We start from the raw sequence: 24,736 nt of genomic DNA on the forward strand, positions 1-24,736 counted from the left end.
GCTGTTCGGGCCGGCGCGGTGCTCGACGGCCGACACATTCCAGCGGCTGAGGGTGCGCCGTGCACTGCCTGCGGCAGCGGGCTCCGATGTGGTCCCAGGTGAGCGGCCAAGCTCAAGGGCCTTTCCACTCACCGATAGCCTGCCTGCCATGATGCGCGCTTGGATACTGCCGATGCTTCTTGTGCTCAGCGGCTCGGCCGTCGCGACCGGGCAGGTCCTGAACGGGAGCTTCGGCACAGCCGCAGCCCTCCTGCTGGCGTTCCTGGCACTCGCCGGCGTGAACTCGCCTCTGATCTTCCCGAGGTCACTCGGAGCACAGGAGGCACTTTGCCGTAGCGCGGCCGACAGTCGGCCGGTCGTCTATTGGCGGCCGGGCTGCACTTACTGCATACGCCTGCGCATCCGGCTGGGCCGCAGCGCCCACCAATTGCATTGGGTCAACATCTGGCGCGACCCGGCAGGGGCGGCAGCGGTGAGAGCAGCCAATGACGGCAACGAGACCGTGCCGACCGTCGTCGTAGCGGGCCAGCCACACACCAACCCCGATCCTGAATGGGTACGCGAACAGCTTTCCCCCTCCGCGTGATCAGAAGTCGCGCAGTTCAGAGGGGCGCTGGTAGACACCAGCGCGTCGCATACCCCGCGGTTCCCGCACCGCTTTCAGGCCCCGGCTCACAGCGCTTCGGCGATGCCCCACAGGCCGCAGATGTCGTTGAGCCACCGGTCGGGCAGTTCCGTGTTCCACCGTGCGTTCAGTGCGTACCGGGAAGGAACCGCCACCAGCTGTTCCAAGGACGATCAGCGACACCGGATGCGCGAGCAGTTCGCGTCGCCCGTATGTGGCCGTCGGGGACTGGCGTCCGCACTTCTCGTACAGCTGCCGCACCAGCCGTTCCCGGTAGGTGTTCACGAACTCTTCCAGCCGGACCGGTTATGCCTCCCGCTCCTTCTCGGTGAGGACGGACCGCAGGACGGGCAGGACTTCCTCGGTCATGCCGTCGTCGGACTGCACGTGGGCAGAGCATGGCGACCTCCTCGCCGCTCTGGCGCAGAGCACCGAGGCCGTCGTGAGGAAGCTGCGGCCCGCCGATGGCGGCTCATGGCTGATGCCCTGCAACCTGGCTTGGCTGCCGGTCCGCCTGGGCCGCAGGATGGCCCTTCTCGGGAATGTGTCGTCGTGCTGCGTTTCCTGCGACGCGAGGCCACAGTGCCCCGACCCCGCGGCCTGGACGTACCGCGGTCGCCCCCCTCTTGGACGGTCAAAGGGGGGTACGAGACCATGTCGGCGCCGCCGCCGTCGACCTTGACCGCGACGGGCCGCTTCGTGCGCTCGCGCACCTCGACACTGCAACTGAGATACGTACGCCGCCGGTATCTGTCGGTGGAGGCCGCTCGCGCCATCGCAGTCCAGACTGCGCACGCCACCTTCGCCGCCCGCAGTACCGAACTGTGGGACCAGGGCTCGCCCGCGGTCGCCTCCGACTCCACGCACGTGCGCTGCTACGACCAGAGCTTGCCGCGGGAGGCGACGTGCGGTCATCGTGGTGCGACTGGCTGGCGCAGGATGGTCTTCATCTTCTCGGGGGCGCTCTTGCGGGGATCGCTGAGGTAGATCTCGTGGTGCAGACCCGATTCGCGCAGGCCGTTGGCGTCGAGGTAGGTGTGGTGGAGTTCGTGCAGCACGGGTGCTTCCTCATCGTAGGAGCCGATGTGCAGCAGCTGGGCGCTGAGGCCTTCGTGCAGGGTCAGGTGCCGCAGTTGGGAGATGGCGGGAAGCCCCTTCTTGGCCAGCGCGGTCTGCTTGGCGTCCTCGGTCATCTCCTTGGTGATCCAGGAGGGCATGCTGATGAGCATGGTCCAGTGCCAGGTGTCCTTCGCGCGGGCGGTGAACGCCTCGGGCCGGTCGGCCCACCACAGTCCTTCCAGCGGGGCGACGACGAAGTCGCCGTCGGCGGTCTGTTTGCTGGCGAACTTCAGGGTGTAAGCGACCGCGTAGAGGGCCTCGACCGCGGCGGTGTAAGCGGGGGCGGTGTTCGGGTTGCCGGTGCCGTCGATGCCGATGAACTGCTGCTCGGGAACGTCCACGACGGCCCACGTGGTGTTCTTGGGCGCGTAGAGCGCTTTGCATTCCCTCTTGACGTCGTACGGTGCCACGGGTGTCTCTCTTCCTGGAAGATGTGCATCGCCCAGCGATGCCCGGTACCGGGTGAGCCAGACCTGCTCGGCCGAGAGCTGGCTGAGGGTGTAGTCGAAGATCGCGTCCACGAACCCGGGAGCCTCCTGCTCCCTGGACGCGGCCTGCCGGGTGTGTTCGATGCGCTCGGCGAGGGCACGCGCGCGCTGGTCGAGCGCGTCGAGCAGGTGCTCCTGATCGATGGCCGGCTGGTTGGCCAGCCCCACCAGGAGGCGCGGGAAGAGCGGGTGAAGTTCCGCGATCGCCGCCTCGGCTGCCGCTGAGCAGGCCTGGTGTCCTTCAGTGGTCGCGGCGTAGACCTTGCGTCCTTTGCCGCCCCCGGATCCTGGCGGACCGGTCTGAGTGATCAGACCCTTCTCCCGGAGTTTCGTCAGCAGGTAGTAGATCGAGCTGAACCCGATCTCGGTCCACTCGCGCATCCCGCGCTCGGAGATCACCGTCTCCAGTTCGTATCCGTGTCGGGGCTGCTCCACCAGCAGACCCAGCAGCGTCAGCTCAGCAGCGGACAGGTCTGGCTTCATGCCTATATTCTAGCGCCAGAATATAGAGACGTCTTGTGGTCGGCCGAGAGCCTGGACCCCCGCCTGGGCCGTGGCGCTACCGGCTGCCAGGGTGATCAGACATGGGGGGCCTTCCCGCGCGGACGCGGTGGTCCCCTGCCAACGGGCGGGGTCGGCGGCGTGACCTCGATACGACGAACCCCGTATCCGCGCTGTGATGTCGGCCCGCCGCTCATGAGCTTGTCGTTTAACGACAATGCCGTTGACTTTGGGGTGATTTGGCGGTTCAACAGATACCAGGGGGAGGTGTCCGATGACCGCTCGGCTGGTGGACCGGATTGAGCTGGGGACCTCACAGAGGTGTTTCCGCCGGAGCTCGTGGACGCCGTGCTGACCAAGTCCCAGCCGCGCGAGGTACGGGTACGGCTCCTGCCGCCGAGGCTGATGCTGTACTTCGTGCTCGCGCGGGCGTTGTTCTCCGGCGAGCCGTACCGAGAGGTCCTGCGGACGCTGGCCGAGGCGGTCCGGCGCGAGGACGGGTGGGGTGCCTGGCGGGTTCCGGACAAGGCAGCGGTCTTCCGCGCTCGTCAGAACCAGGGGGTGGAACCACTGCGTGAGCTGCTGCTCCATGCCGGAGCAGCGGTGGCCGAGGAGCGGACGCCCGGGGCGTTTTGGCTGGGCTTGAGGTTGATGGCGATCGACGGGACGACACTGCAGGTCGCCGATACGGGGGCCAACGAGGCCGGGCTGGGCAGGCTGCGGACAAAGGCCGGTAAGGGTCCCAATTCAGGCGCGGCAGGACGGGGGCCATGGCGTCACTGATCACCCACCCACCCCACCCCACTTCTTGCGTGCGGGGTTGCCTCCTGTGGAGACCCTGACGGGCGTGCACCCTGACATATCCGTGGAGCCTACTGCCCAACGCGTCACGCGGTGAGACCGTCCGACGACTACGCGCTGCGACCTGGTACAGGTCGCAGCGCGGGGGGGCCTCGCCCTGGACGACGACCTCCCCGGCCTCCATCGGCACGCTGCCCGCGTTCTCCAGGTGCTTCTGCACGAGCCGGAGGTAGCGCTGCCAACCGGCGTCCCAGGCCGGTGCCTACCCAGGGTCGATCTCGTCGAGGGCATCTCGCTGCTCTTGCGACAGCCCACCCGCGGCCGCGCCCTCGGCCAGCTCACCCTCGCGCTGCTCCGCCTGTCCTGCGCGCGTCTTCGATCCGGGCGGCGGTGCGCTGGTTCTTCGCCCACGTCCCTACGGGGTACCCGTTTCAGACGGCGGTGGCCGGAGGGAGGAAGTGCCCGTGCTTGGCAGCCCAGCGCCGGGCCGCAGTGAGTCCTTCTTCGAAGGCGTGGCCCTGGTGCGCCCGTACCATCCCGAGATCCTCCAGCTCCGCACGCTCGGACGTCAGGTCTCCGGCCCGGTACGGGTTGCGCTGTTTCTTGAGCCACGTCCCCAGCGGGAACCCGCCCGGTGTCCACTCCCCGGGGTGACGTGGTCGTAGGGGACCTTCAGCTCGCCGTTCTTCGCGTACCGCACCGCGGCCGCGAGCCGGACTGCCACTCATCGGTCTCCGCGTGCAGCACCCTGGGCGCTACGAACCGCGCGCCCTCTGCCGGATCCCGCGGCGTGGCGAACTTCTGCAACTCCCACGCGGGCCCTGCGCCTCGCCCCGTTGCTCCCGGCCCTCCGAACCACGGTCCTCGTCGACTTCGACGTCCTTCCAACTCCCGGTCCTCGCAAGGGAGTCTGCGCGGGCTTCAATCATGACCGCTCCAAGGACCTTCGCTACTCGGCCTGCGGAGAGTCGATGTCCGGCGGCACGGCGACAGGCACACCGCGCTCGCCTCCGGGGCCCCGCCCCTGGACACCCATCCCAGGACCCCGCGGGCTCGACCGACTGCCGTTCGTTGGGCTCGGCTCCGGCGTCCCTGTCCCGGCCCACGCCCACCGCCGTCCTGGTGCCGCAGAGCGGGTCCGTCGTCCTCGCGCGCGGGTTGTTCGCACCTGAGTGTGTGCTTCAGGTGCTCGCGGTCTGCCTGAACTGAGCTGGGTGCGCCGCGAGGGAGCCCGACCGGGTGCTGACGGGCAGGGTTACGGTGAGTAGGTGTAGGGGCGCAAGCTCAGCCGCTCTCCCTGCCCGGTTCGAGGACTTGCCAACGGCCGTGGTAGCGCGCGGTGCGTGCCTGCCAGTCGAAGTTGCCGCGCATCCAGTCGCCCATGCCCTGGATGAAGCGTTCGGTGTCATGTCGCGCTTGGGCTGTGGCAGTTGTGTAGGCGGGGCTCTGGCGCAGCCGGAGGGTCTGGGTGGTGAAGCTGTTCACATACGTGCGGATGAGGTCCTCGACTTCCGAGACCGCCTGGTTCCGGGTCATGCCGTAGTGGTGTTCGAGGAGGAGCACCCTGTTGTCCACGACTTCCTCGAGGTCGCTTTCCCGGGCAAGGGAGGCAAGGTCGTTGGCGAGGCAGATGACGTAGCCGGCGTCGCTGCGCATCGTCGTGAGTGGGGGCGTGTCGTAGAGCGCGGACGGCAGTTCGTAGCCGCCGGCCACTTCGATGAGGTCGAAGGACAGCAGGATCGCACCTGCCGTGGTGCGGTGCTGGTCGTATTCCTCCAGACTTTGCACAAGTCCCTGGCTGCGGATGGACGCCTCGTGTACGTACGCGCAGAGGTAGGCGCGCCAGTGTTCCCTGAACCGCTCCTGCCACCGCGCGGAGCGGTTGGCCACCATCGCTGCCCAGATCTCGGTGAAGGCCCGGTCGAGGGGGCGGGTCACCGGGGCGGGTGCGGGGTGGCTGTCCATGACCTGCAGACATCCTTGGATCAAGGCGGCGGCCCGGTCCCGGTCGCGGCCGTCAGGGCCGTCGAACTGATCGTCGTAGAAAGCGATCCACCCCATGAATTGCGAGAGCACTTCCATGGTGTCGGGTGCGGCGTGCGGAAAGACGTGTGCAACGAGGCCCGGATAGGCGGAGCTGCGGTAGTAGTCCAGGGTCTCGTGCGTGACGAGTCCGCGTTCGCGCATCCACCGGAGATGGAGGGGAAGGACCGTCTCGTGGTGAGGGTTGAAGCGGGGCGGGAACGGAAGGCCGTAGGCTTCCCCGGCCGCAGTACCGTCCTGCTGTCCGTGTGCGTCTTCACTCACGGTTTCTGCTCCTGTAGTCCGTTGTGGTGTTCGACGTCCACGCGAGGCAAAGACTGCATGATCAAGCTGTCCTTGCGGTCGCTCGACGTGCGAGTTCGCGTAGCACCCGTGCAACGTCAGTGGGGAAAGCAGCTCGTTGCAGGGCCTGTTCAGCCTGTTTGCACCGCGCTTGGATGAGGTGCTCCACCGCCGCAGGGGCACCTGTGGCCGTCAGTACGCGGCGGAGGCGGTTCGCCCCGTCCTCTTCGAGAGCCGGGTTCCCCAGCAACTCGCGAAGAAGCCTTCCCTGCGCTTCATCGGCCTGCCGCAGCGCGAGCGCGATGAGTGCGGTGTGCTTGCCCTCACGCAGATCGTCCGTCCTGGGCTTGCCGGTGCGTGCCGGGTGGCCGTATACACCGAGGAGGTCGTCGCGCAGCTGGAAGGCTTCTCCGACTGGCAGGGCGTAGGCGCTCAATGCGATGCGCAGCGCTTCATCGGCTCCAGCGAGAGCCGCGCCGATGTGGAGGGGGCGTTCGACGGTGTACTTGGCGGTTTTGTACAGGGCGATTGTCAGCGCGCGTTCGGGGTCGGCAGTGGGCTGTCCCGTAGTCGTCAGGTCGAGGTACTGCCCGTACATGACCTCGGTGCGCATGGTGTCGATCAGCGGCAGGATGTCTGTCAGCTGGGCTGATGTGAGGTTTGCGGTGTGGATCAGCTCGTCCGACCAGGCCAGGGCGAGGTCGCCGACGAGAATTGCGGCACCCGTGCCGAGCGCGTCGGCAGCCGCGGGGCTCCGGTTGTGCCTGTGGTTGGCGGCCAGGGTGCGGTGGACGGTGGGCCGGCCGCGGCGGACAGCGCTGTGGTCCATGATGTCGTCGTGGATGAGGCAGAAGGCATGGAACATCTCCAGCGAGGCCGCCACCCTCAGTATCGGCGCGGCATCGCCGGGGCCGCCCGCTGCGTACCAGCCGGCGATGCACAACGCCGGTCGCAGACGCTTGCCCCCGGTGAGCATGAAGCTTCGCAGGACGTCGGTGATCTCAGTCGGCATCCAGGCGCCCGACGCGTGCTTGGCTTTGGAGGCGAGGAATTCCCCGAGGACGGTGTCGACTTGAGAGGGAATGCCGGCCGGATCGAACGGGTTGGTCTCCAGAGGATGAACGCCCATCAGCAACTCCCTCTCGCACACCGTTGCGCAGGTGCGGCGAACATGGGTGGGCCGTGCGGCACCCTCGTTCCTACCTGCCGGCAGGGGGGCCGTGGACCGGGACCGTGAGTGGGTGCCGCTTCTCGGGCAGGAGACGCAGACGGCTGGGACTCATGGTCATGCTCGTTGCGGGTTTCGGCGTGCGGTCGGTCAACGCGTGCAGGCGCCACCGTGCGGCGATCGAGGACAGGGCCAGGGTGGCATGGGTGAGGGCGAAGGTGTCGCCGATGCACTTGCGCGCTCCGCCGCCGAAGGCAACGAAGGGTCCGCGTGGGGGCCGGAAGCCAGGGGCGCAGTCGGCCCAGCGCTCAGGCAGGAAGGCTTCCGGATCCGCGTAGAGCCCTGGCCGGTGCTGGACGGTGTAGGGGCTGAAGATCACCGTGGTGCCCTGGGGGACCGTGTGTCCACCCAGCTCTGTCTCCCGGGTCGTGACGCGGGTGAGCATCGGCAGCGGTGGATACAGCCGTAAGGTCTCCAGGACGACGTTGCGTGCCACCACAAGGCGGGCGGGGTCGGCGCAGGCGTCGCCCTCCCTACCCAGAAACTTGGCTGCCTCTTCGTACAACTGTGCATCGACATGGGGATGCTGGGCAACCAGGTGCAGCGCCCAGCTCAGAGTGCTGGCGGTCGTCTCCGTGCCGGCCACCAGGAAAGTGAGCACCTGATCCTGGAGTTCGCTCTTGCAGAGGCCCTTGTTGCCGTTCTCCGGATCACGCGTCGCCACGAGGGCGGACATCAAGTCACCGCGATCGGACTCCTGCCGCCGGTACCCGGCCACCAGTCCGGCAACAGTCTCTCGCGTCCTGGCCTGTGCTCTGCGGTAGCTCCGGTTGCCCGGGGTGGGAAACCCGGCCAGCCACTCGGGCATGAGGGCCCGGCGTACTATGCCGGACAGCACGGTATCGACCTCCTTAACCAAGGTGTCCAGAACCGAGTCTGTCGGCGCACCGGAGAACATCGTGGCAAGGGCCGTGCGGGCAGCCATCACCCTCATGTCCACCAGCACATCCACGGGACTGCCCTCACGCCAGGAATCCACCATCTGCACTGCCTGACGCCGCATCACGGGAACGTAGCCCGGGATCCGGTCAGCCTGGAAGCACGGCTGTACCAGCCGACGCTGGCGCCGGTGATCGTCGTATGGACAGCTGGCGAGCCCGTTGCCGCCCGTCTCCCTGATCCGGTCGTACAGCGGACCGCCCTTGTCGAAGGTGCGGTCATCACGCAGCACCTGCGCACTCAGTGCATCAGTCGTCACCACCAGAGCCTTCCAGGGGCCGATCCGGATCCACACAAGATCCCCGTGGTCCGGAAGGGACCTGAGGAATCGGAACCTGTCCCTCACTATCGCAACGGCGTGGCCGACCCACGGCAACGAGCCCGGCGCGGTCGCCAACGTGCTGCCCATCTCTACCTCCGCATACATTGACAAAGCCGCACGACAGGAGTGACCGCGCCCAGAGCAGCAGCTCCAGCACCAGGGACCGAACACTCCTTGGGCCCCGGCGACCGCTAGCAGGATGGTCGCCGCCTGTGCCGTCACCCGGGTCGCCCTTTCCGGGCATACACCTGACCCATGAAGTCACCGAGCCCGCCGGCAGGAACAGCCCCTCCCGAACATCCTGGAACCTTTCCGCCGCCCCGCCCGGCACACCCCTCGAACAGGGGCGCACGAAATATCTCGAAGCAGTGCCCATGACAATCACATACTGTGCGCGCCCCGCCGACCGCCTCCGGCACCCTGTCGTGCGCCGTCGTGCGCCCCGTCCGGGGGTGACTGTCCACCCTCCCGGCCCGGGGTGCGGTAGCTGGTGGACGGGCGACCAAGAGTCATCTGGCTCACCGAGCGCCGCCTGGACACCTGACGCGCCCCACCTCACCGCTGGGGCCACTCGGCACAACCAGCCGTGCCCCGATGTACCGCCTCCACAGACCGGTCGCTGACCATTTCCTCTCCGGGCGGGCCGCGCGCCTGCTGCGCCCGGTCTGCTTCCGTGCCCACTGCTCGGTGTACCCGGCGCGCGAGGCGGCGCCAGACCTCGGCGACTCACAGGCTTCCTCCAGTCGCACCGGGTCCGCGTCCCGCTTTGTGTCAGGGAGCATGGACCACAGGACGGGCAGGACTTCCTCGGTCGTGCCGTCGTCGAACCGCACACGGATCGCGCACATGGCCTACGACCACACCGCGACTGCTCTTCACGTGCCTTGTTGTCGTAGCACACCGCATGGCGAGTACGTTGAGCTCTGCTGGACGCTCTTCGCTGAGCCTGTCGGCCCGCTTGGCCGGCGGGAGAGGCGCCCTTGCTCTGCGGCGCGCTTGACCGGGCAGTCAGTCACCAGTGACGGCAGTTCTCTCGGCTGATGACGGGATAATGATCAGGTGCAGCCGTAGCCGGTTTACGCGTTTCGCTGGGTGGCATGAACCTCTTTGCGTACTCCCGCGAGCTCAGCCGTAACCTCCGTACTGGCTCCGTCCTCGCCCTCGCCTCCGTCGGGATGTTCGGCCTCGCAGCCTGCGGCGGGGGAGGTGCCGCTCAGGAGGCCGGTAGCGGCGGCGTCAGGAAGACGCCGAGTCCCGGAGCGTCGGCGGGCAGCGAGGCTGGTGTTGGGAAAGTGCCCAAGGTGATGTGGATGGGCGATTCCATTGCGGAGGCCGAGGCGCCGGCGCTCGGGGCGGCTCTCCGTGCGAGTGGTGGTGAGTTCATGTCGTTGGCTGCGACCGCCAGTGGGAACGTGACCGGTAAGGATGCCGGGGAGACCTGGAGGATGCTCCCCGGGAAGCTCAAGTCCGTTCGACCGGAGGTGTTCGCCTACCAGATCACGGCGTTCGACTGGGGCCCCCGGGAGCAGCAGCGTGCGGCGTACGAGCGTCTGGCGAAGGCAGTCGCAGACGTGGGTGGCGAGCTCGTCATCGTCTCCACCCCGCCGATCAAGCACAACGAGATCCAGAAGCCGCACGCGGTGGAACTGAAGACCGCGCCCGACGCGGCGAGGGAGGTCGCCAGGAATCACCCCGGCAAGGTCCACTTCGTCGATTCCTCGCAGGTGTGGGGCACTGACCCCGACGGGGCGATGGCGCAGCGCAGCAGGGACGGCATCCACAACTGCCAGCAGGCGGCCGCTACTTTCGCCCAGTGGTTCGGCAAGCAGCTGGGAGAGCGGTACGGGTTCGCGCTCGCCCCGGCCGAGCAGTGGGCCACCGGCTCGTGGACGGGCGACTCGTCGTACGCGGTCATCGGTTGTTCCTGACGGGGCCTGGAGGCGAGGGTTCAGTCGGTGACGGGCACTGCGTTGTTGTTCGGGCCGCAGCGGAGGGTCCAGGGGGTGGGGGAGCGGACGAGGTTCTCGTGGATGCGGATGTCGATCTGTGCGGGCCCTTTTTCGCCGGGGACCTGTGCGTGGGCGGCTGTGCACGCGATCTGGCTGATGGCGGCGACGTCGAGGTCGCCCGAGCCGACCGACGCGGGGACGAAGACGTCCACGGCGTCGGTGGTGGCGTTCGCGGTGAGCTGTCCGCCCATGGGCGGGACCTGGTTGACGAGGCCGCGCTGGCGTTCGGCGGGGGTGGGGCCCTCCAGGAGGAGGTCGAGTGCGTGTTGTGGGCTCAGCGGGCGATCGGTCGGCCGGGTCGCGGCGCGGATGCCGTAGGGGCCGGAGAAGTAGAGGCGTACGGAGCGGGCTTCGGTGCCCGGTTGCGGAACGCCCGAGGCGGGGCCGCCGGCGTCGACGGGCCCGGTCGTGTCGATGCCGCATCCCATGGCCGTGGCGGCCAGAACGACGACGGTGCTTGCTGCGGCCCGCAGCCCCCTGAGGGTCTGGTGAAGCGAGCGGTCGGGGCGGTGGCCGTGTGTCATGGCTGTTCCAGCGGTGCGGGGGGCAGCGTGAGAGTAAAGGCCGCTCCGCCGTGTGGGGCGTTGGCGGCGGTGAGGGTGGCGTCGTGCAGGAGTGCGTTCTCGTGGGCGATGGCGAGGCCGAGGCCGCTGCCTTCGGAACGGGTGCGTGCGGTGTCGGCCTTGTAGAAGCGTTCGAAGACGTGGGGGAGTACGTCGTCGGGGATACCGGGGCCGTGGTCGGTGACGGTGACGACGGTGTGTCCTTCGTGGGCATGGGCGGCGAGGGTGACCGGGGGGCTCCCGTGGCGCAGCGCGTTGCCGATGAGGTTGCCCAGGATCACGTCGATGCGGCGTGGGTCGACCCGTACGGGAAGCGGTCCTTCGAGGTCGGTGCGGACGCGGGGGTCGTCGGCCCAGCCCCGGGTCTGCAGGGTCTTGGCCACGAGGGTGCGCAGGTCCGTGTCCTCCGGATGAAGCGGTGCGGCGTTGGCGTCGAAGCGGGAGACTTCCATGAGGTCGTCGACCATGCGGGCCAGGGTGCGGGTTTCCGTGCTGATCAGGCGTACGGCGTCGGCGGTGTCCTCGGGCAGGACGCCCGAGTCGGCGTCCTCGTCCAGGACTTCGGTGACGGCGGCCATGGCGGCGAGCGGGGTGCGCAGTTCGTGGGCGACGTCGGAGGCGAACCGGCGGGCCCCGGCCTCCATGCGGCGCAGTTCGGCGTCGTCTCGCTCCAGGGTTTCGGCCATGGTGTTGAACGAGCGCGTGAGGGAAGCGAGTTCATCGTGACCTGTGACGTCGAGTCGCGTGTCGAGATCTCCTGCGGCGATGCGCTCGGCGCCGCCTTGCAGTCGGCGTACGGGGCGCAGGATGCGGGCGGCGGCGTACAGGGCGGGGACCAGGGCGAGGGCGAGCGCGGGAACCGCTGCGGCCTGTGCGGCGGTGACCAGGGCGCTGATGTCGGCCTGGTCCTCGTCGAGGGGGAAGGAGACGTACACGGTCAGACCGGAGAGCCGGCCGGCGCGCTGCTGCGGGCCGCCGGTACGGGCCGGGCTCTGCGCGTAGGCGACGGGCATGCCGAGGGCCAGCCAGGGCCGGCCCTCCCGCTCGATGCGCTGGTAGGCCGCCCTCCCGCTGGTCTCGACCTCGCGGCGCAGGCCGTCGGGCACCGGTGGCCCCGGGGCGGCCGAGACGAGTTGACCCTGCTGGTAAGCGGCGGAGGTCTGCCAGAGGCGGGAGCCGCCCGCCCGGTCGAGCTGGAGGGTGAGGCTGCGCAGGGTTTCGGCTGCCGGGGGGAAGGCGAGGTCGGGGGCGAGGGAGTCGAGCTGGTTGCGCAGGTCGTCCACGGCGGTGTCCTGGGTGCGCTGCAGGATCGCCGAGCGGGCCTCGAAGAAGGTGAGGCCGGCGGTGAGGAGCGCGCCGAAGGCGGCGGCCAGCAGGAAGGCGGCCACCAGACGTACCCGCAGGCCGCGCGGAACGCGGAGCCAGCGGTGCCCGGGGACCGGGGCAGCGACCGGGCGAGGAGCACCGGGAGTGCGGGGCGTCACGACAAGGGCCCGAAGCGGTAGCCGAACCCGCGCACCGTCTGGACGTAGACGGGACGGCGGGGGTCGTCCTCGATCTTGCCGCGCAGCCGCATCACGCAGGCGTCGACGAGGCGTACGTCTCCGTAGAAGGAGTGCTCCCAGACCTGTTCCAGGAGCTGCTGGCGGCTGTAGACCTGGCCCGGAGCGGAGCTCAGGAACAACAGGAGCTTCAACTCCGAGGGTGCCAGGGTGAGTTCGCTGCCGTGCTTGGTGACGAGCAGGGAGGTGCGGTCCACGGTGAGGCCCGCGAACTCCTCCACGCCCAAGGAGGGAACGCCCCTCTCCTGTGCGGGGGCGACGCGGCGCAGCACCGCCTTCATGCGGGCTTCGAGGATTTCTCCGCTCGCGGGCTTCACGACGTAGTCGTCCGCGCCCGCTTCCAGGCCGACGATCATGTCGAGTTCGTCGCCGCGCGCGGAGAGGATGATGATCGGGACCTGACTGTTCTCCCGGATCCGGCGGCACACTTCGAGGCCGCTCATCTTCGGCAGCATCAGGTCAAGGAGCACGAGGTCGGGCCGGTACCGGTCCAGGGCAAGCAGCCCCGTCTCCCCGCTGCCCGCGACCTCGGTGTCGTGGCCGCGCCGCTTCAGGGCGAGGGCGACGCCCTTCTGCACTGCGGGGTCGTCTTCGATGAGCAGGACTCGTGCCATGGGTGGTGCGCCCTTCCGGCGGGAGGAGGGTGATCGGGTGGGGACGGGTGAGCGCGGGGGCGCTTGTGCCACCAGGGTGCTCGAAGCATATGACGCAGATTCCCCCGTACTGTGACGAAACGATGACGGCCCTCCCGGACCGAGGAGGCGCTGGGTGGGGTGGGACGTATGAACCCCACACCGCCCTCCTCCGCGCCCGCCACCCCCACTGCTCCCCGTCCTGTCCGGCGGCGGGTGACGGCCGCTGCGGCCGCGGCCCTGTCGGTAACGGCGGCCTGCGGCCTCTTCTTCTCCTCCGGGACCACGCCCCCCGCCGTACAGGGGCCGCAAGCGACCACCGGTCTGCCGGCGCCCACGGTCGACATGGCGATCGTGCGGGACTCGGAGGACGCCGGGCGCACGGTGAACCTCACCCTCGACGACGGACCGGACCCGCGGTGGACCCCACTCGCCCTGGACCTGCTCAAGAAGCACGGCGCGAAAGCGGTCTTCTGCGTCACTGGCCCGAACGCGGCAGCCCACCCCGACCTCGTCCGGCGTATCGTCGCCGAGGGGCACCGCCTGTGCGACCACTCCGTCAGCCACGACACGGCGATGGACCACCGGCCGGTCGCCTACCAGGAGAAGGAAATCCTGGGCGCGAAGCGGATGATCGACCATGCCTCCGGGGGTGCGCGCCTTTGGTACTACCGGGCCCCGGGCGGCGCCTTCACCCCGGAGAGCCGCCGGATAGCCGCCGCGCACGGGATGCGCAGCCTGGGCTGGAACGTCGACCCCGGCGACTACCGGCAGCCCGGCGCCGACGTCATCGTCCGCGCGGTCAAGAACCAGCTGTCCAAAGGACTGACCGTGCTCCTGCACGACGGCGGCGGCCACCGCGCTCAGACGATGAGCGCGCTGGAGGAACTGCTGCCGTGGTTCACCGCACAGGGGTACACCTTCAGCTTTCCGCAGGGCGGCTGAGCAAAGCACGATAGGGCGGCTGGGCAAAGGGGGCACGGCACAGGCGCCCGCGGCGCTGCGGAGTATCGGCGAGTCGAGCCGCGCCAAGAGGCACGCCCCCCTCAAGGGCCTTGTGACATATCACAAAAGCGCGGCACCGACTCTGGAGTACGTTGCGCCTCCGTTTCCTCGCCGGTCCCCCAGGATGTGAGGCGCGGTACTTCGGACGGTCAACGATGACGGAGGTCGGCGTGAGATTCCCCGGACGATTCAGGACAGGCTGGGTCGCGATCGCCGCGGCGGTCGCGGCCGTCATGTCCACCCCGGCCCAGGCCGCTGCCCCAGAACCCCCGCACTACGTCGCACTGGGCGATTCGGCGGCGGCCGGACCACTGATCCCCCAGCAGGACATCAACCTGCTGTGCCTGCGCTCGCACCGCAACTACCCGGCCCTCGCAGCGAAGGCGCTCGGCGCACGGCTCACCGACGTGAGCTGCTCCGGGGCCACGACGAAGGACTTCACCGGACGGCGGCTCGGTCTGCTGGCACCGCAGTTCGACGCTCTGCGGCCCGGAACGGATTTGGTATCAGTCACTGTCGGTGCGAATGACATCGGCCTCTTCCAGGAGGCACTCGGCTGCGTCAACGTCCTCCCCGAGCCCTTCGGACGCTCTTGCGCCGACCGGTTGACCTCCGGCGGCAAAGACAAGCTGGACGAGTCGGTTAGGGCATGGGCTCCCGCCTTCGCAACAGCGCTGAAGGAGATCAAGCGGCGATCCCCGCACGCCACGGTCATCGTCACCGGCTACGGCACGTACATCCGAGAGGGCGGCTGCCACCCCGTCCAGCCCGTCTGGGCGCGCGACGCGAACTACCTCCAGGGCGTCATGATCAAGATCAGCAATGCTGCCAGGGAACAGGCACACCTGCACGGCGCACGGTTCGTCGACGTCGCGGCCCTCACGGTCGGGCACGACATCTGCGCCCCGCCCAAGGACCGCTACCTGGAAGGGCTGATCCCCTCCCACGCGGCCGCACCTCTGCACCCGAACGCCCAGGGCATGGCCGTCGTCGGTAACGCGGTCGCGGCGGCAGCCCGATGAATGGCCGACGCGTCCCGTCCGCCCGCGCACACGTCCCCGCCCGCCTCGTCGCCCTCCTGCTCCTCGTCCTGGCCGCGCTCGCCGGAAGCGCTGCCGCCCCCGCCGTCGCCGGCGAACGCGGTGACCGGGCACAGCGCGCACTGCCGGTGGTCTACCACTCCGTGCCGGGGGTGACCGCGTCGCTCGCCAGCCCCGGCGCTTCCCCTCCCGGTGCCAACGACTTCACCTGCCGCAGCACGGTCCGCCCCCGCCCGGTCGTCCTGCTGCACGGCACGCACGTGAACATGGCCATCAACTGGAACACCCTGTCCCCGCTGCTCAAGAACAACGGGTACTGCGTCTTCGCCCTCAACTACGGAGGCCTCAAGGCAGGCCAGGTGGGCGGCACCGGGGACATCCCCACTTCGGGCAGGGAACTGGCCGCCTTCGTCGACCGCGTTCTGGCCGTCACCGGTGCCCGCGAGGTCGATCTGGTGGGCCACTCGCAGGGCGGCACCCTGGCCCAGTACTACGTCAAGTTTCTCGGCGGGGCACCGAAGGTGGACAGCCTGGTGGGCCTGGCCCCCACCAGCCATGGCTCGACGGCCCTGGGGTTCGACAGGGGCATCAGAGCCCTGTTCCGCATCTTCCCCGCCCTCGACGGTCTCGCCTCCGCCCTCGATCCGGCCGCCCGCCAGCAGCTGCGCGGTTCGGACTTCATCAACACCCTCAACTCCCTGCCCGACACGGTGCCCGGCGTGCGCTACACCACCCTCGCCACCCAGTACGACCCCGTGGTCACCCCGTACACCTCGCAGTTCCTCGACGGGCCCGGCGCCCGCAACATCACCGTTCAGAGCCGGTGCGCCAACGACTTCAGCGACCACCTCGCGCTGGCCTTCGACCACGTGGCCTTGCGCGAGGTGCTGAACGCGCTCGATCCCGGCACCGCGCGCGCCCCGGACTGCTCAGCCCCGGTCTGGCCGGTCTTCGGCGGATGACCGGCCCCGGCGCGCGGCGGCCGAGCGGGCCGTACGGGCCGTGAGGGCCGCACGGAGCAACGCGACGTCGGCGATCCTCAGCGGGTCAGCACCGGTCAAGTCCGCGATCTTGCGCAGTCGGTAGTCCACCGTATTGGGGTGGACGTGGAGGGCGGCGGCCGTGGGCCGCCGCCCTGCACTGCGCAGGTACGTCTCCAGCGTCCGCAGCAGTTCCGGGTCGTCACCGATCGGGGCGAGAAGGTTCGCGAGGGGGCCGAGGGCCTCGCTGGGGCGGGACAGCTGGAACTCCAGCAGTACGTCCTCCAGCCGGTGGAGGCCGGGCGGGCGACCGTGGAGCTGCGCGACTTCCAGCACCTCGCGGGCCGTGACCGCAGCCCGCGCAACAGCGGCAGGCTCGGCCGCCACGGCCCCCACGGTGACCTCCGCTCCGGCTGCCCGTCCGAGGTCGGCCACCATCCGCCCCAGGCGGGACCACTCGCCCACGGTCGGGGCGGTGGTGCTTGCCTCGGTCGGCAACAGGGCGATGCCGCCGTCCGCGGTGAGCGAGGACAGCACCGGACCGCGGAAATGCCGTTCCAACTCCATGCGCAGACGCCGGAGTTTGCGGCGGCCCGCCACCGCCCCGTCCACCCCGTCCGCCCGCTCGTCGGGGTGGGTCCCCACCGCGAGGGCAAGCACAAGGAAGCCGGGCGGCAGCGACAGTCCCGCCCGGGTCGCCGCCGCGTCGGCCGGCTCGCCCTCGAGCAGGGCGGACAGCAGGGCGCAGCGTGCGGAGTGCTCGTCGTCGAACACCGTCTGCCGGGCATCGAGGTAGCCGGCCCCCACGGCGGGCGCGACGAGCTCCAGGTAGCGCAGGACCAGGGCGTTGGCGGCCAGCACGTCCGTGACCTCTTCCGGCCGTACATGAGGGGTGAGAGATTCCCACACCACCTGCATGCCCACGTGGTACGCGGTCAGCACCACATCGATCGGGATGCCCTCCTCGGCACGACGTGCGGCCGACTCCCGCAGAAACACCAGCTCGTCGCGGGAGGGAAGTTCCTTCGTCCGCAGGACGTCGATGAACGACCGCAGTGTCTGTTCGATCACCCGCCGGATGTCGCCGCCGAGTTCCTCCCCCGGCAGCAGACCGTACGCCGGAACCCGCACGGTGACCTCGCCGAGCACCAGGTCGGTGTAGGCGGCCAGACCTGCCGACAGCCGCTCGTGCAGCAGGCAGCCCCCCACGCTGAAGTCCCCGCTCGTCACCTCGCCCCCACCCCTCTCGCCCCGCGGATTCAGCCGATCATCCCACTCGATCACCAACGGTGGGGCCGGTTCAGCCGTCGGTGAGCTGAGAGAGGTCGACGGACCCGGCGCCCGCCCGAGGCTGGGGCACGACCGCCCAGAGCACCACCAGCGCGGCGAGCGTCACCGCGAGGGCCGCCGCACCGGTCCGGCCCGTGGCCCAGCGGGCACGGAAGCGGACCGGGTCCTCCACCAGCACCTTGGACAGCACGGCAACAGCCCCGGATACGGCCACCACCACAGCGGTGCGGCTCCCACCCGCCAGCCCCAGGCGCTCTTCGCTCAGCAACAGATACACCGGCCAGTGCCACAGATAGAGGCTGTACGAGATCAAGCCTGCCCAGCGCAGCGGGCTGCTCCCCAGGACACGCCCCAGCGGGGTGCCCGGGGCGTGGGCGACGCAGCCGATGAGCAGGGCGGCAGCCAGTGCATGGGCGAAGAGGCCGCCCTGGAAGAGGGAAGGCGACTGCTGCCCGTCGGCCAGCAGCCAGTACGCGCCGATCCCGCACGCCAGACCCAGACCGGCCCAACCGGCGGCCTTTGTACTGAGCCGAGCCAACAGCCGGGTCGCCGGGGGAGAGGCCATGAGGGCACCCAACAGCAGTGAGAAGGCGCGGGTATCGGTGCCTTCATAAACACGCGTGGTGTCCACCGGGTCGAGGAGGGCGATCATCAGCAGCAGAGAGGCGACGGCGCCCGCTGCGGCCACCACGGCGACGTTGCGGCCCGCGTGACGGCCACGGGTCACCAGGCACAGCACAGGCGGCCACAGCAGGTAGAACTGCTCCTCGACGGCGATGCTCCACAGGTGACTGAAGACGCGGGTGTCTGCCGCGTCCCAGTAGCCGATCTGGTCGGCGATGAAGTGCCAGTTGGCGAGGTTGGCCAGCACCCAGGGCATGTCCTCGCGGGTGTAACCCAGCAGGACGGGCGGCCCAACGACCCACACCAGGACCAGGGTTCCGGCGAGGGTGACGGCGAGTGCGGGCAGCAGACGCCGGGCGCGCCGTCCCCAGAAGGCGAGGAGGTCGATGCGGCCGTCGCGGGCCGCCGTCTCCTTGAGCAGGAGTCCGGTGATCAGGAACCCGGACAGCACGAAGAACAGGTCGACGCCGAGGAAGCCTCCGGAGAAGTGGCCTGCGTGAAAGAACAGGACACCGAGGACGGCCACCCCGCGCAGCCCGTCCAGGGGCGAGATGTGCCGCTTGACAGGAGCGGGCACCGCCGCTGCCCCCTCTGCGGTGCGGGCGGCATGCCGGGCGGCGGGGGGCAGAGCGGCGGGCGGCAGTGAGTGCCGGGAGGGCGGAGTGGTCTGGGCGGGCATATGGGTTCTTTCCGGGAGGCGGGGGCCGCGCCGGGACGGGACATCGAGGCGAGAGCCGGCCGCCGCCCGTCAGGCGTACGAGGACGGTGCAGGCGGCGCGGCGCGGCGCGCGGGGTGGGGTGAAGGGCGGGTCGGGGCGAAGGGTGGGCCGGGACTACTTGCAGTCCAGCGGCCCGTACACCTTGTCGCCCGTCCAGGGACCTGTGGCCCAATCGGCGGCGGGGGCGGGCGTGTAGGCGTACTGCTTGCCCAGTTCCTTGTCGAACCACTGGGCGAACGCGGCCGAGCCCTGTTGACAGGAATGGATGCCGTCCTTGCTGCGCTGAGCCTTCGCCCCTGCGCTGTCGGTGCCCCACAGGGAGGAGGCGTCGAGGAAGTGGACCTTGTCCGGGTTCTTGGCGGCGACGTCCTGAGCTGACTTCGGCGCGGTCTTAATCGCCGCCTCGTTGGCCTTGTAGAACTCGTCGATCTTGAAGGGCGGTGCGGAGACGAGAACGAGTTCGGCGCCCGCGTCGTTCACCGTCTTGGCCAATTTCTCGTAGCCGGCCTTCTGCTCGGCCGGTGTGCCCCAGTCGTACGTGGTGATCTGGTAGGCGACGACGTCCGGCTTGAAGGAGCTCAGCTCCTTGGGAAGGCTCTCCCAGGTGGGCGCGGCGATCTCACCGATGACCCCGCCCCCGCCCGCGGCCGCCATCGACTTGAACCCGACGCCGTCGGCCTTCATTGCCGCACCGAGCGCCGGGGCCTGGGCCTCGCCGATGGAATCGCCCATCCACAGCAGCTTGGCGGGCTTCCCACCCTTCTCCGCCGCAGGACCGGCCGCGTCCGACTTCCCCGCGTCTGCGCCCGCGGAGCTCTTGGGGGTGTCGGCACTCCCGCAAGCGGTGATTCCGAGAACGCCGACAACAGCGATCAATGCGACCTGGGTGGCGAGCCGAACGGTCCGTCGGCGCAGGCTGGAAGAGGTGGTCTCGTTGTTGTTCATGTGTTCCAGCAGAACCGATGAAACAGCTGGGCAGGTAGCTTGTCATCGCTTCATCACACGCCGGAGGAAGCCCTGTCACACGCCGCGGCAGGCGTGGTCATGAAGGCCGCCCCGCACCCCGGTATGTCACGGGCCACACGGCACACCTGGGCCAAGGCCCACCAGGAAGCAGGCGGGGAACGGTGCCGTTCGCGGGACGGTCCCGAGAAGGGGAAACGCGAACGGTACGACCGGTGTCCGCAGTCGTGTGGGGGGCTCTGACAACCACGTGAGGCCCAGGAACGCCCACCGCATGGTGCACTCACACGAATTCCACGGCAAATCCTGTCGTGGGATACGAACTCGGGACATGGGCGTCGCCCTAGCCTGGGGCGGTGATCAATGAGATGCCGATGAGTCCCCGCACGAGCCTGAGCCGTGTGCTTGAAGATCTTGGTCCGTCCCTGCTGGACCTCGTGCAAGGAGATCCCGTGCTGGCCGATGACGTGGGGGGTGTGGTCATTCATGACCCGGGGGACGAGGTTTCTTACCCGTCCCAGGCGATCGTTTTGGGCGTCGCCGTCTACGGGGCAGAGGAGATCGCCCGGCTTCTGTACGAGTTGGGTACCCATGGTGCGGCTGCTCTCGTGGTGCGGGGCCCGGTGGAGCGGAGCGAGGAGCTTGCCGCAGTGTCGGCCGCGTCGGAGGTGGCGTTGATCGCCCTCACCCAGGGGGCCTCCTGGTCGCAGCTGACCGCTCTGTTGCGGACGTTGCTCACTGAGGGGGACGTGGGAGACGCCGGTGAGCAGACTCTGGGCGGCGTGCCGTCGGGGGACCTGTTCGCCCTGGCCAACGCGGTGGCGACGCTGCTGGACGCACCCATCACGATCGAGGACCGGCGTTCGCGGATCCTTGCCTTTTCCGGGCGGCAGGACGAGGCGGATCAGTCGAGGGTGGCCACGATCCTGGCGCGTCAGGTGCCGAACGGGTACTTGCGGATTCTGGAGAGCCGGGGCGTCTTCGGCGAGCTGTACCGCAGCGACCGGCCGGTGCACATCGCGCCGGCGACCATCGAGGAGGGGGAGACCGCGATCCCCCGGGTGGCCGTAGCGGTACGTGCGGGAGACGAGTTCCTGGGATCGGTGTGGGCCGCGGTGCGCGAGCCGTTGACGCCCGACCGGGAGCAGGCGTTCCAGGACGCGGCGAAACTCGTAGCCCTGCACCTGCTGCGGTACCGGGCGGGTGCGGACGCGCAGAACAGGCTGCGGGCCGACCTGGTGAGCACCGTGCTGGAGGGCGGCGCGGGGGCAGCCCACGCTCTGGACCGGCTCGGGTTCGGGAACGAGCCCACCGTGGTGATGGCCATGGGGCTTACCTCCCAGGCCGGGGACCATGCGCAGGTCGCGGCGGAACGGCAGCGGCTCACCAGTGCCCTGGGCATCCACTTGAACGCGGTGCAGCCGCGTTCCGCTCTCGCTCTCCTGGGAGATGTCGCCTACGCCATCGTCCCGGTGCCCGGAAACCCGGAGGCGGGAAGGCAGCGGGCCGAGCAGATCGCGGGGAACTTCATGGAGCGCACGGGCCGGCGGACGGGGGCGGTGATCGGCATCGGCTCCCTTGCCACCGACCCTTCCGCCCTGGGACGTTCACGGGCCAGCGCGGACCGGGCCCTGCGGGTACTGCTGAACGGGCGCACCGGCAGGCGGGTCGCTGCGATCGGCGACGTCTACATCGACACGCTGCTGCTGGAACTGCGCGACTCGGTGGCCCTGTACGGCGACGAACCGCTCACCCCCGTCGCCCGCCTGTCGGCGTACGACGCCAAGCACCAGTCACACCTGGTCGAGACGCTGCGCGCCTGGCTGGACGCCTTCGGGGACATCCCGACCGCCTCGGCGAACGTCTTCGTCCATCCCAACACGTTCCGGTACCGGATCCGGCGGGTGGCGGAGGTGGCGGAGGCAGATCTGGGGGACCCGTCGGTGCGCTTCGCCCTGATGCTGCAACTGCGCCTGCTGCCGGACCCGGTGCCGCAGTCCGCCAGGGAGGGCTGAGGCCCGGACGCCTTGCGGGCGGCTCCGGTCGCCCCGATGACCCGCCGGCGACACGTTCCGGTGGGAAGGTGTCGCCGACGGGTCATCTCCCCCTGGCTTCCGCCCGCACCGCCCCTGTGACGGCGCGTGCGGGCGGACGTTCGTATCCCCGACCGGGCCTGGTCAGAACCGCAGGCCGGGCGGGACCGGAAGGTGCGGGGTGGCGCGATGGAAGGCGTTGGCCCGCTCGATGGTGCGTACCCAGTCGTAGAAGAGCTCTTTGGTGGAGAGCGTCTCGATGCCCGCGGCCGTCAGCCGTCGCAGCCCTGCGGTATGGGCCGGGCCCGGGGAGAAGGTGGCGTCGTCGACGACGACCACCCGCTTGCCCGCTGCCTGGAGCTGCAGGGCGGAGTGGGCGACGCAGATGTCGGTCTCCAGGCCCACCAGGACCATGGTCTGCCGGCCGGTCGCTTCGATTCCCGCGGCGATGTCCGGGTTGTCCGACACGGCGAAGGCGTTCTTCGGGAAGGTCTGCGCGTCGGCCGCCAGGGCCTGCACGATGGCCGGCTCGGTGCGTTCGTTGTGGTCGGGCTCTTCCTCCGTCACCACGGTCGGCACCTTGAGTTCCGCTGCGGCTGCGGCGATCCAGGCGACGCGCTGCACGGTCTCGCTCAGCCGCAGGCGATCGACGTCCAGGCGCTTGGCCGGGTAGAAGTCGCACTGCACATCGATAACCACCAGAGCGCAGTCGTCAACGTCGAGCAACGGCATGTTCATCTCCCACGGGACCGAAGAAACGTTTCTCCGCCCTCCGCACGACGTGCGAGGTACGGGCGGAGTCGGATCCGGCAAGAGGTGCCGGCGACCGCTGCTCTCACCCTAGGCACCGCAGCCGGGAGCAGGGGTCATCGCCTGGCACGAACGGTGGCCGGATTGTTCGTACCCCACCACCACCTGCCCTGAGCGGCTGTCGCGCAGGATGCCCAGACGCCCGCCGTGGGAGCGGGGCCGTCTGCGAGAAGGATGCAGTCATGCCGAAGTTGCCGCAGGCGCCGGGACCCGGCCGGCGCGAGACACCGGTGGATGCCACGGACCGTGCGCTGCTCGCGGAGCTGGTGAGCAACAGCCGGATCTCCGTGCGCGCGCTGGCCGAGCGGGTGCACATCTCCAGGGCAAGCGCGTACGCCCGGATAGAGCGGATGCTGGCGGAGAAGACCATCCGCGGGTTCACCGCCCGTCTCGATCCGGCGCGCGTCGGGCTGGGGACGACTGCCTATGTCACGCTCTCCATCGACCAGGCTGCCTGGCGTGCCCTGTGCCAGGCGCTGCGCTCTGTGCCGTACGTGGATCATTTCGCCCTGGTCGGCGCCGAGTTCGACGTGCTGGTCCTGGTACGGGCTCCGGACAACGAGGCCCTGCGGGACGTGGTCCTGCGAGAACTCCAGGCACTGCCCGGAGTGCGGAGCTCCCGTACCTGGCTGGTCTTCGAGGAAGCAGACGGCCCCGGTTTCACCGACCAGGCATGAGCCGTCTTCGTAGCCCCGGATGAACATCGCCCAGCTCTTTCGTCTCCGCCGCCATGAGCAGCGACGACATACAGCCATAGTGTGGCGATCCCGCCGCTCTCCCTTCGTCTCAAGGACGGTTTCGTGACGTCTCCTGCCGACCACAGTCACTGGCATCACCGCCTGGCCGCGCTGGCTGCCGAGTTCGGCATACCGGGCGCCTCGCTGGCGTTCTCACACCGCCAGGGCCCCATCCATACCTTTGCTGCCGGAGTTCTGAACCGGAGCACCGGCGCACGTGTGACGGCCGATTCCCTGTTCCAGATCGGGTCGATCACCAAAGTGTGGACGGCCACACAGCTCACGCTCCTGGTCGAGGAGGGCCGGATCGCCCTGGACACCCCGGTGGTGGACGTCCTGCCCGAATTCCGCGTGCGGGACGACGAAGCCACGCAGAAGATCACCGTCCGGCATCTGCTGACCCACACCTCGGGCATCGACGGGGACCTGTTCGTCGATACCGGGCGCGGTGACGACTGCCTTGAGAAGTACGTCCAGGCGTGCGCCGGGCTGGAGCAGCTGTTCGCTCCCGGTGACGGGCAGTCGTACTGCAACGCCGCCTTCGTCGTCGCCGGCCGGATGGTGGAGCGCCTCACCGAACTGGGCTGGGACGACGCGCTGCGCAGGCAGATCGTCGAGCCGCTCGGGCTGACGCACACCTGCACCCTGCCCGAGGACGCCCTGCGGTACGGAACGGCTCTGGGGCACGACGACGACGGCGCGCCCGTGGGAACGTGGGGGCTGCCGAGGTCGATCGGCCCGGCCGGGCTCGTGTGCGCGCGGGCCGCCGACGTCGTCGAGTTCGGCCTGGCCCATCTCGAACGGGGACGGCTGTTGGCCGATCCGGAGGCGCTGCGGGTGCCGCAGGTGGACGTGCCCAACCCGCATGGCGACGCGGAGCAGTGGGGTCTCGGCTGGGGCCTGACCACCTGGGACGGGCAGCAGGTCGCCTTTCACGGCGGGGACACCATCGGACAGCACGCCGTGCTGTGGGTGCTGCCGCACGCCGAAACGGTGGTCGCGCTGCTGACCAACGGGGGCCGCACCTTCGAGTTCCAGCACGCCCTCGCCCGCGAGGCGTTCGCCGAGCTGGCCCAGGTGAGCGTGCCGCCCCCGCCAACGCCCCCCGCGCGGCCAGTCGCCGCCGAGCCCGCGCGCCATGCCGGGGTGTACGAACGGGCCGGAAGCCGTCTCACCGCATCCGTGCGGGAAGGCGGGCTGTGGCTGCGGTCCGAGCCCACCGGAGCCCTCGAAGGACTCGCCCCCTCGCGCGACTTCCCGCTGACCGCGATCGACGAGCACACCTTCCTCTGCCGTCTCGACGACGCGTCCCTGTGGGACGCGGTCGTCTTCGAGACGCGGCCCGACGGCACCGCCTTTCTCCACTACAGCGGCCGGGCCACGCCCCGGGTCCGCTGAACCCTCCGGACCCGACCTGCCAG

21 protein-coding genes and 1 pseudogene are annotated in these 24,736 nt (G+C 69.5%); 10 read left to right on the forward strand and 12 right to left on the reverse strand.

The window, feature by feature from the left end; translation table 11 throughout:
* The first annotated feature begins 148 nt into the window (after window positions 1-148).
* The gene (locus tag ACFWVV_RS12230) at window positions 149-586 is read left to right on the forward strand and encodes a glutaredoxin domain-containing protein (protein ID WP_384347381.1); all 438 of its coding nucleotides are present in this window, start codon (window positions 149-151) and stop codon (window positions 584-586) included.
* 693 nt (window positions 587-1,279) lie between these two features.
* Complete coding sequence (locus ACFWVV_RS12235) at window positions 1,280-1,612, forward strand: Tn3 family transposase (protein WP_384422661.1); 333 nt, start codon at window positions 1,280-1,282, stop codon at window positions 1,610-1,612.
* On the opposite strand, the gene ACFWVV_RS12240 is transcribed toward ACFWVV_RS12235, so the two are convergent.
* Window positions 1,537-2,715 (reverse strand): GyrI-like domain-containing protein, encoded by a 1,179-nt coding sequence (locus ACFWVV_RS12240; protein ID WP_384347375.1) that lies wholly within the window; start codon window positions 2,713-2,715, stop codon window positions 1,537-1,539. The genes ACFWVV_RS12235 and ACFWVV_RS12240 overlap by 76 nt on opposite strands.
* Window positions 2,716-3,051: 336 nt before the next feature.
* Here ACFWVV_RS12240 and ACFWVV_RS12245 point away from each other — a divergent pair.
* Window positions 3,052-3,516: pseudogene (locus ACFWVV_RS12245) on the forward strand (transposase domain-containing protein); the annotation flags it as partial.
* 449 nt (window positions 3,517-3,965) lie between these two features.
* Here ACFWVV_RS12245 and ACFWVV_RS12250 read toward each other — a convergent pair.
* The 4 genes from ACFWVV_RS12250 to ACFWVV_RS12265 form a co-directional block, all read right to left on the reverse strand.
* Window positions 3,966-4,262 (reverse strand): helicase associated domain-containing protein, encoded by a 297-nt coding sequence (locus tag ACFWVV_RS12250; RefSeq protein ID WP_384347372.1) that lies wholly within the window; start codon window positions 4,260-4,262, stop codon window positions 3,966-3,968.
* Window positions 4,263-4,818: 556 nt separating this feature from the next.
* Window positions 4,819-5,841 (reverse strand): hypothetical protein, encoded by a 1,023-nt coding sequence (locus ACFWVV_RS12255; RefSeq protein WP_384347369.1) that lies wholly within the window; start codon window positions 5,839-5,841, stop codon window positions 4,819-4,821.
* Between the two features lie 61 nt (window positions 5,842-5,902).
* Complete coding sequence (locus ACFWVV_RS12260) at window positions 5,903-6,988, reverse strand: polyprenyl synthetase family protein (RefSeq protein ID WP_384347366.1); 1,086 nt, start codon at window positions 6,986-6,988, stop codon at window positions 5,903-5,905.
* Between the two features lie 70 nt (window positions 6,989-7,058).
* Complete coding sequence (locus ACFWVV_RS12265; protein WP_384422665.1) at window positions 7,059-8,453, reverse strand: cytochrome P450; 1,395 nt, start codon at window positions 8,451-8,453, stop codon at window positions 7,059-7,061.
* 1,205 nt (window positions 8,454-9,658) lie between these two features.
* Here ACFWVV_RS12265 and ACFWVV_RS12270 point away from each other — a divergent pair.
* Window positions 9,659-10,276 carry an SGNH/GDSL hydrolase family protein gene (locus ACFWVV_RS12270; protein WP_384347360.1) on the forward strand — a complete coding sequence of 206 codons (618 nt, stop codon included), beginning with the start codon at window positions 9,659-9,661 and terminating at the stop codon, window positions 10,274-10,276.
* A gap of 20 nt (window positions 10,277-10,296) precedes the next feature.
* On the opposite strand, the gene ACFWVV_RS12275 is transcribed toward ACFWVV_RS12270, so the two are convergent.
* The 3 genes from ACFWVV_RS12275 to ACFWVV_RS12285 all read right to left on the reverse strand — a co-directional run bounded on the left by ACFWVV_RS12275 (window position 10,297) and on the right by ACFWVV_RS12285 (window position 13,096).
* A complete protein-coding gene (locus ACFWVV_RS12275; protein WP_384347358.1) occupies window positions 10,297-10,881 on the reverse strand; it encodes a hypothetical protein in 585 nt (194 codons plus the stop codon).
* Window positions 10,878-12,323 carry a sensor histidine kinase gene (locus tag ACFWVV_RS12280; RefSeq protein ID WP_384347610.1) on the reverse strand — a complete coding sequence of 482 codons (1,446 nt, stop codon included), beginning with the start codon at window positions 12,321-12,323 and terminating at the stop codon, window positions 10,878-10,880. The genes ACFWVV_RS12275 and ACFWVV_RS12280 overlap by 4 nt, the downstream gene beginning before the upstream one ends.
* Before the next feature lie 77 nt (window positions 12,324-12,400).
* On the reverse strand, window positions 12,401-13,096 hold the full coding sequence (locus ACFWVV_RS12285) for a response regulator (protein ID WP_384347355.1): 696 nt from the start codon (window positions 13,094-13,096) through the stop codon (window positions 12,401-12,403).
* Between the two features lie 168 nt (window positions 13,097-13,264).
* Here ACFWVV_RS12285 and ACFWVV_RS12290 point away from each other — a divergent pair, with 168 nt between their 5' ends.
* The 3 genes from ACFWVV_RS12290 to ACFWVV_RS12300 all read left to right on the forward strand — a co-directional run bounded on the left by ACFWVV_RS12290 (window position 13,265) and on the right by ACFWVV_RS12300 (window position 16,121).
* The gene (locus ACFWVV_RS12290; RefSeq protein ID WP_384347352.1) at window positions 13,265-14,059 is read left to right on the forward strand and encodes a polysaccharide deacetylase family protein; all 795 of its coding nucleotides are present in this window, start codon (window positions 13,265-13,267) and stop codon (window positions 14,057-14,059) included.
* Window positions 14,060-14,289: 230 nt separating this feature from the next.
* Window positions 14,290-15,141, forward strand: a complete 852-nt coding sequence (locus ACFWVV_RS12295; protein WP_384347349.1) for an SGNH/GDSL hydrolase family protein — start codon at window positions 14,290-14,292, stop codon at window positions 15,139-15,141.
* Window positions 15,138-16,121 carry an esterase/lipase family protein gene (locus ACFWVV_RS12300; protein ID WP_384347346.1) on the forward strand — a complete coding sequence of 328 codons (984 nt, stop codon included), beginning with the start codon at window positions 15,138-15,140 and terminating at the stop codon, window positions 16,119-16,121. The genes ACFWVV_RS12295 and ACFWVV_RS12300 overlap by 4 nt, the downstream gene beginning before the upstream one ends.
* Here the strand turns inward: ACFWVV_RS12300 and ACFWVV_RS12305 are convergent.
* The 3 genes from ACFWVV_RS12305 to ACFWVV_RS12315 form a co-directional block, all read right to left on the reverse strand.
* Window positions 16,089-17,369, reverse strand: a complete 1,281-nt coding sequence (locus tag ACFWVV_RS12305; protein WP_384347344.1) for a PucR family transcriptional regulator — start codon at window positions 17,367-17,369, stop codon at window positions 16,089-16,091. The two genes, ACFWVV_RS12300 and ACFWVV_RS12305, sit on opposite strands and share 33 nt — an antisense overlap.
* Window positions 17,370-17,439: 70 nt before the next feature.
* Window positions 17,440-18,732: an acyltransferase family protein gene (locus ACFWVV_RS12310; RefSeq protein ID WP_384347341.1), complete on the reverse strand. Its 1,293-nt coding sequence runs from the start codon at window positions 18,730-18,732 to the stop codon at window positions 17,440-17,442.
* A gap of 154 nt (window positions 18,733-18,886) precedes the next feature.
* Window positions 18,887-19,717, reverse strand: coding sequence for an SGNH/GDSL hydrolase family protein (locus ACFWVV_RS12315; RefSeq protein WP_384347338.1), 831 nt, complete (start codon window positions 19,715-19,717; stop codon window positions 18,887-18,889).
* A 470-nt stretch (window positions 19,718-20,187) separates the two neighbouring features.
* Here ACFWVV_RS12315 and ACFWVV_RS12320 point away from each other — a divergent pair, with 470 nt between their 5' ends.
* Window positions 20,188-21,750, forward strand: a complete 1,563-nt coding sequence (locus ACFWVV_RS12320; RefSeq protein WP_384347335.1) for a PucR family transcriptional regulator — start codon at window positions 20,188-20,190, stop codon at window positions 21,748-21,750.
* A gap of 162 nt (window positions 21,751-21,912) precedes the next feature.
* Here the strand turns inward: ACFWVV_RS12320 and ACFWVV_RS12325 are convergent, their stop codons facing one another.
* Window positions 21,913-22,500 (reverse strand): isochorismatase family protein, encoded by a 588-nt coding sequence (locus ACFWVV_RS12325; RefSeq protein WP_384347332.1) that lies wholly within the window; start codon window positions 22,498-22,500, stop codon window positions 21,913-21,915.
* A gap of 260 nt (window positions 22,501-22,760) precedes the next feature.
* On the opposite strand from ACFWVV_RS12325, the gene ACFWVV_RS12330 reads away from it, so the two are divergent.
* Both ACFWVV_RS12330 and ACFWVV_RS12335 read left to right on the forward strand, forming a co-directional pair.
* Complete coding sequence (locus ACFWVV_RS12330) at window positions 22,761-23,255, forward strand: Lrp/AsnC family transcriptional regulator (protein WP_384347330.1); 495 nt, start codon at window positions 22,761-22,763, stop codon at window positions 23,253-23,255.
* A gap of 123 nt (window positions 23,256-23,378) precedes the next feature.
* The gene (locus ACFWVV_RS12335; protein WP_384347327.1) at window positions 23,379-24,713 is read left to right on the forward strand and encodes a serine hydrolase domain-containing protein; all 1,335 of its coding nucleotides are present in this window, start codon (window positions 23,379-23,381) and stop codon (window positions 24,711-24,713) included.
* The last annotated feature ends 23 nt before the right edge of the window (window positions 24,714-24,736 follow it).

Source organism: Streptomyces sp. NPDC058663 (assembly GCF_042716745.1).
In the GTDB taxonomy this organism is placed as follows: domain Bacteria; phylum Actinomycetota; class Actinomycetes; order Streptomycetales; family Streptomycetaceae; genus Streptomyces.

Coding starts and splice junctions, on each gene's coding strand:
- ACFWVV_RS12230 (WP_384347381.1), top strand. CDS start 149: ATGATGCGCGCTTGGATACTGCCGATGCTTCTTGTGCTCAGCGGCTCG.
- ACFWVV_RS12235 (WP_384422661.1), top strand. CDS start 1,280: ATGTCGGCGCCGCCGCCGTCGACCTTGACCGCGACGGGCCGCTTCGTG.
- ACFWVV_RS12240 (WP_384347375.1), bottom strand. CDS start 2,715: ATGAAGCCAGACCTGTCCGCTGCTGAGCTGACGCTGCTGGGTCTGCTG.
- ACFWVV_RS12250 (WP_384347372.1), bottom strand. CDS start 4,262: ATGAGTGGCAGTCCGGCTCGCGGCCGCGGTGCGGTACGCGAAGAACGG.
- ACFWVV_RS12260 (WP_384347366.1), bottom strand. CDS start 6,988: ATGGGCGTTCATCCTCTGGAGACCAACCCGTTCGATCCGGCCGGCATT.
- ACFWVV_RS12265 (WP_384422665.1), bottom strand. CDS start 8,453: ATGTATGCGGAGGTAGAGATGGGCAGCACGTTGGCGACCGCGCCGGGC.
- ACFWVV_RS12270 (WP_384347360.1), top strand. CDS start 9,659: ATGGGCGATTCCATTGCGGAGGCCGAGGCGCCGGCGCTCGGGGCGGCT.
- ACFWVV_RS12275 (WP_384347358.1), bottom strand. CDS start 10,881: ATGACACACGGCCACCGCCCCGACCGCTCGCTTCACCAGACCCTCAGG.
- ACFWVV_RS12285 (WP_384347355.1), bottom strand. CDS start 13,096: ATGGCACGAGTCCTGCTCATCGAAGACGACCCCGCAGTGCAGAAGGGC.
- ACFWVV_RS12290 (WP_384347352.1), top strand. CDS start 13,265: ATGAACCCCACACCGCCCTCCTCCGCGCCCGCCACCCCCACTGCTCCC.
- ACFWVV_RS12300 (WP_384347346.1), top strand. CDS start 15,138: ATGAATGGCCGACGCGTCCCGTCCGCCCGCGCACACGTCCCCGCCCGC.
- ACFWVV_RS12310 (WP_384347341.1), bottom strand. CDS start 18,732: ATGCCCGCCCAGACCACTCCGCCCTCCCGGCACTCACTGCCGCCCGCC.
- ACFWVV_RS12315 (WP_384347338.1), bottom strand. CDS start 19,717: ATGAACAACAACGAGACCACCTCTTCCAGCCTGCGCCGACGGACCGTT.
- ACFWVV_RS12325 (WP_384347332.1), bottom strand. CDS start 22,500: ATGCCGTTGCTCGACGTTGACGACTGCGCTCTGGTGGTTATCGATGTG.
- ACFWVV_RS12330 (WP_384347330.1), top strand. CDS start 22,761: ATGCCGAAGTTGCCGCAGGCGCCGGGACCCGGCCGGCGCGAGACACCG.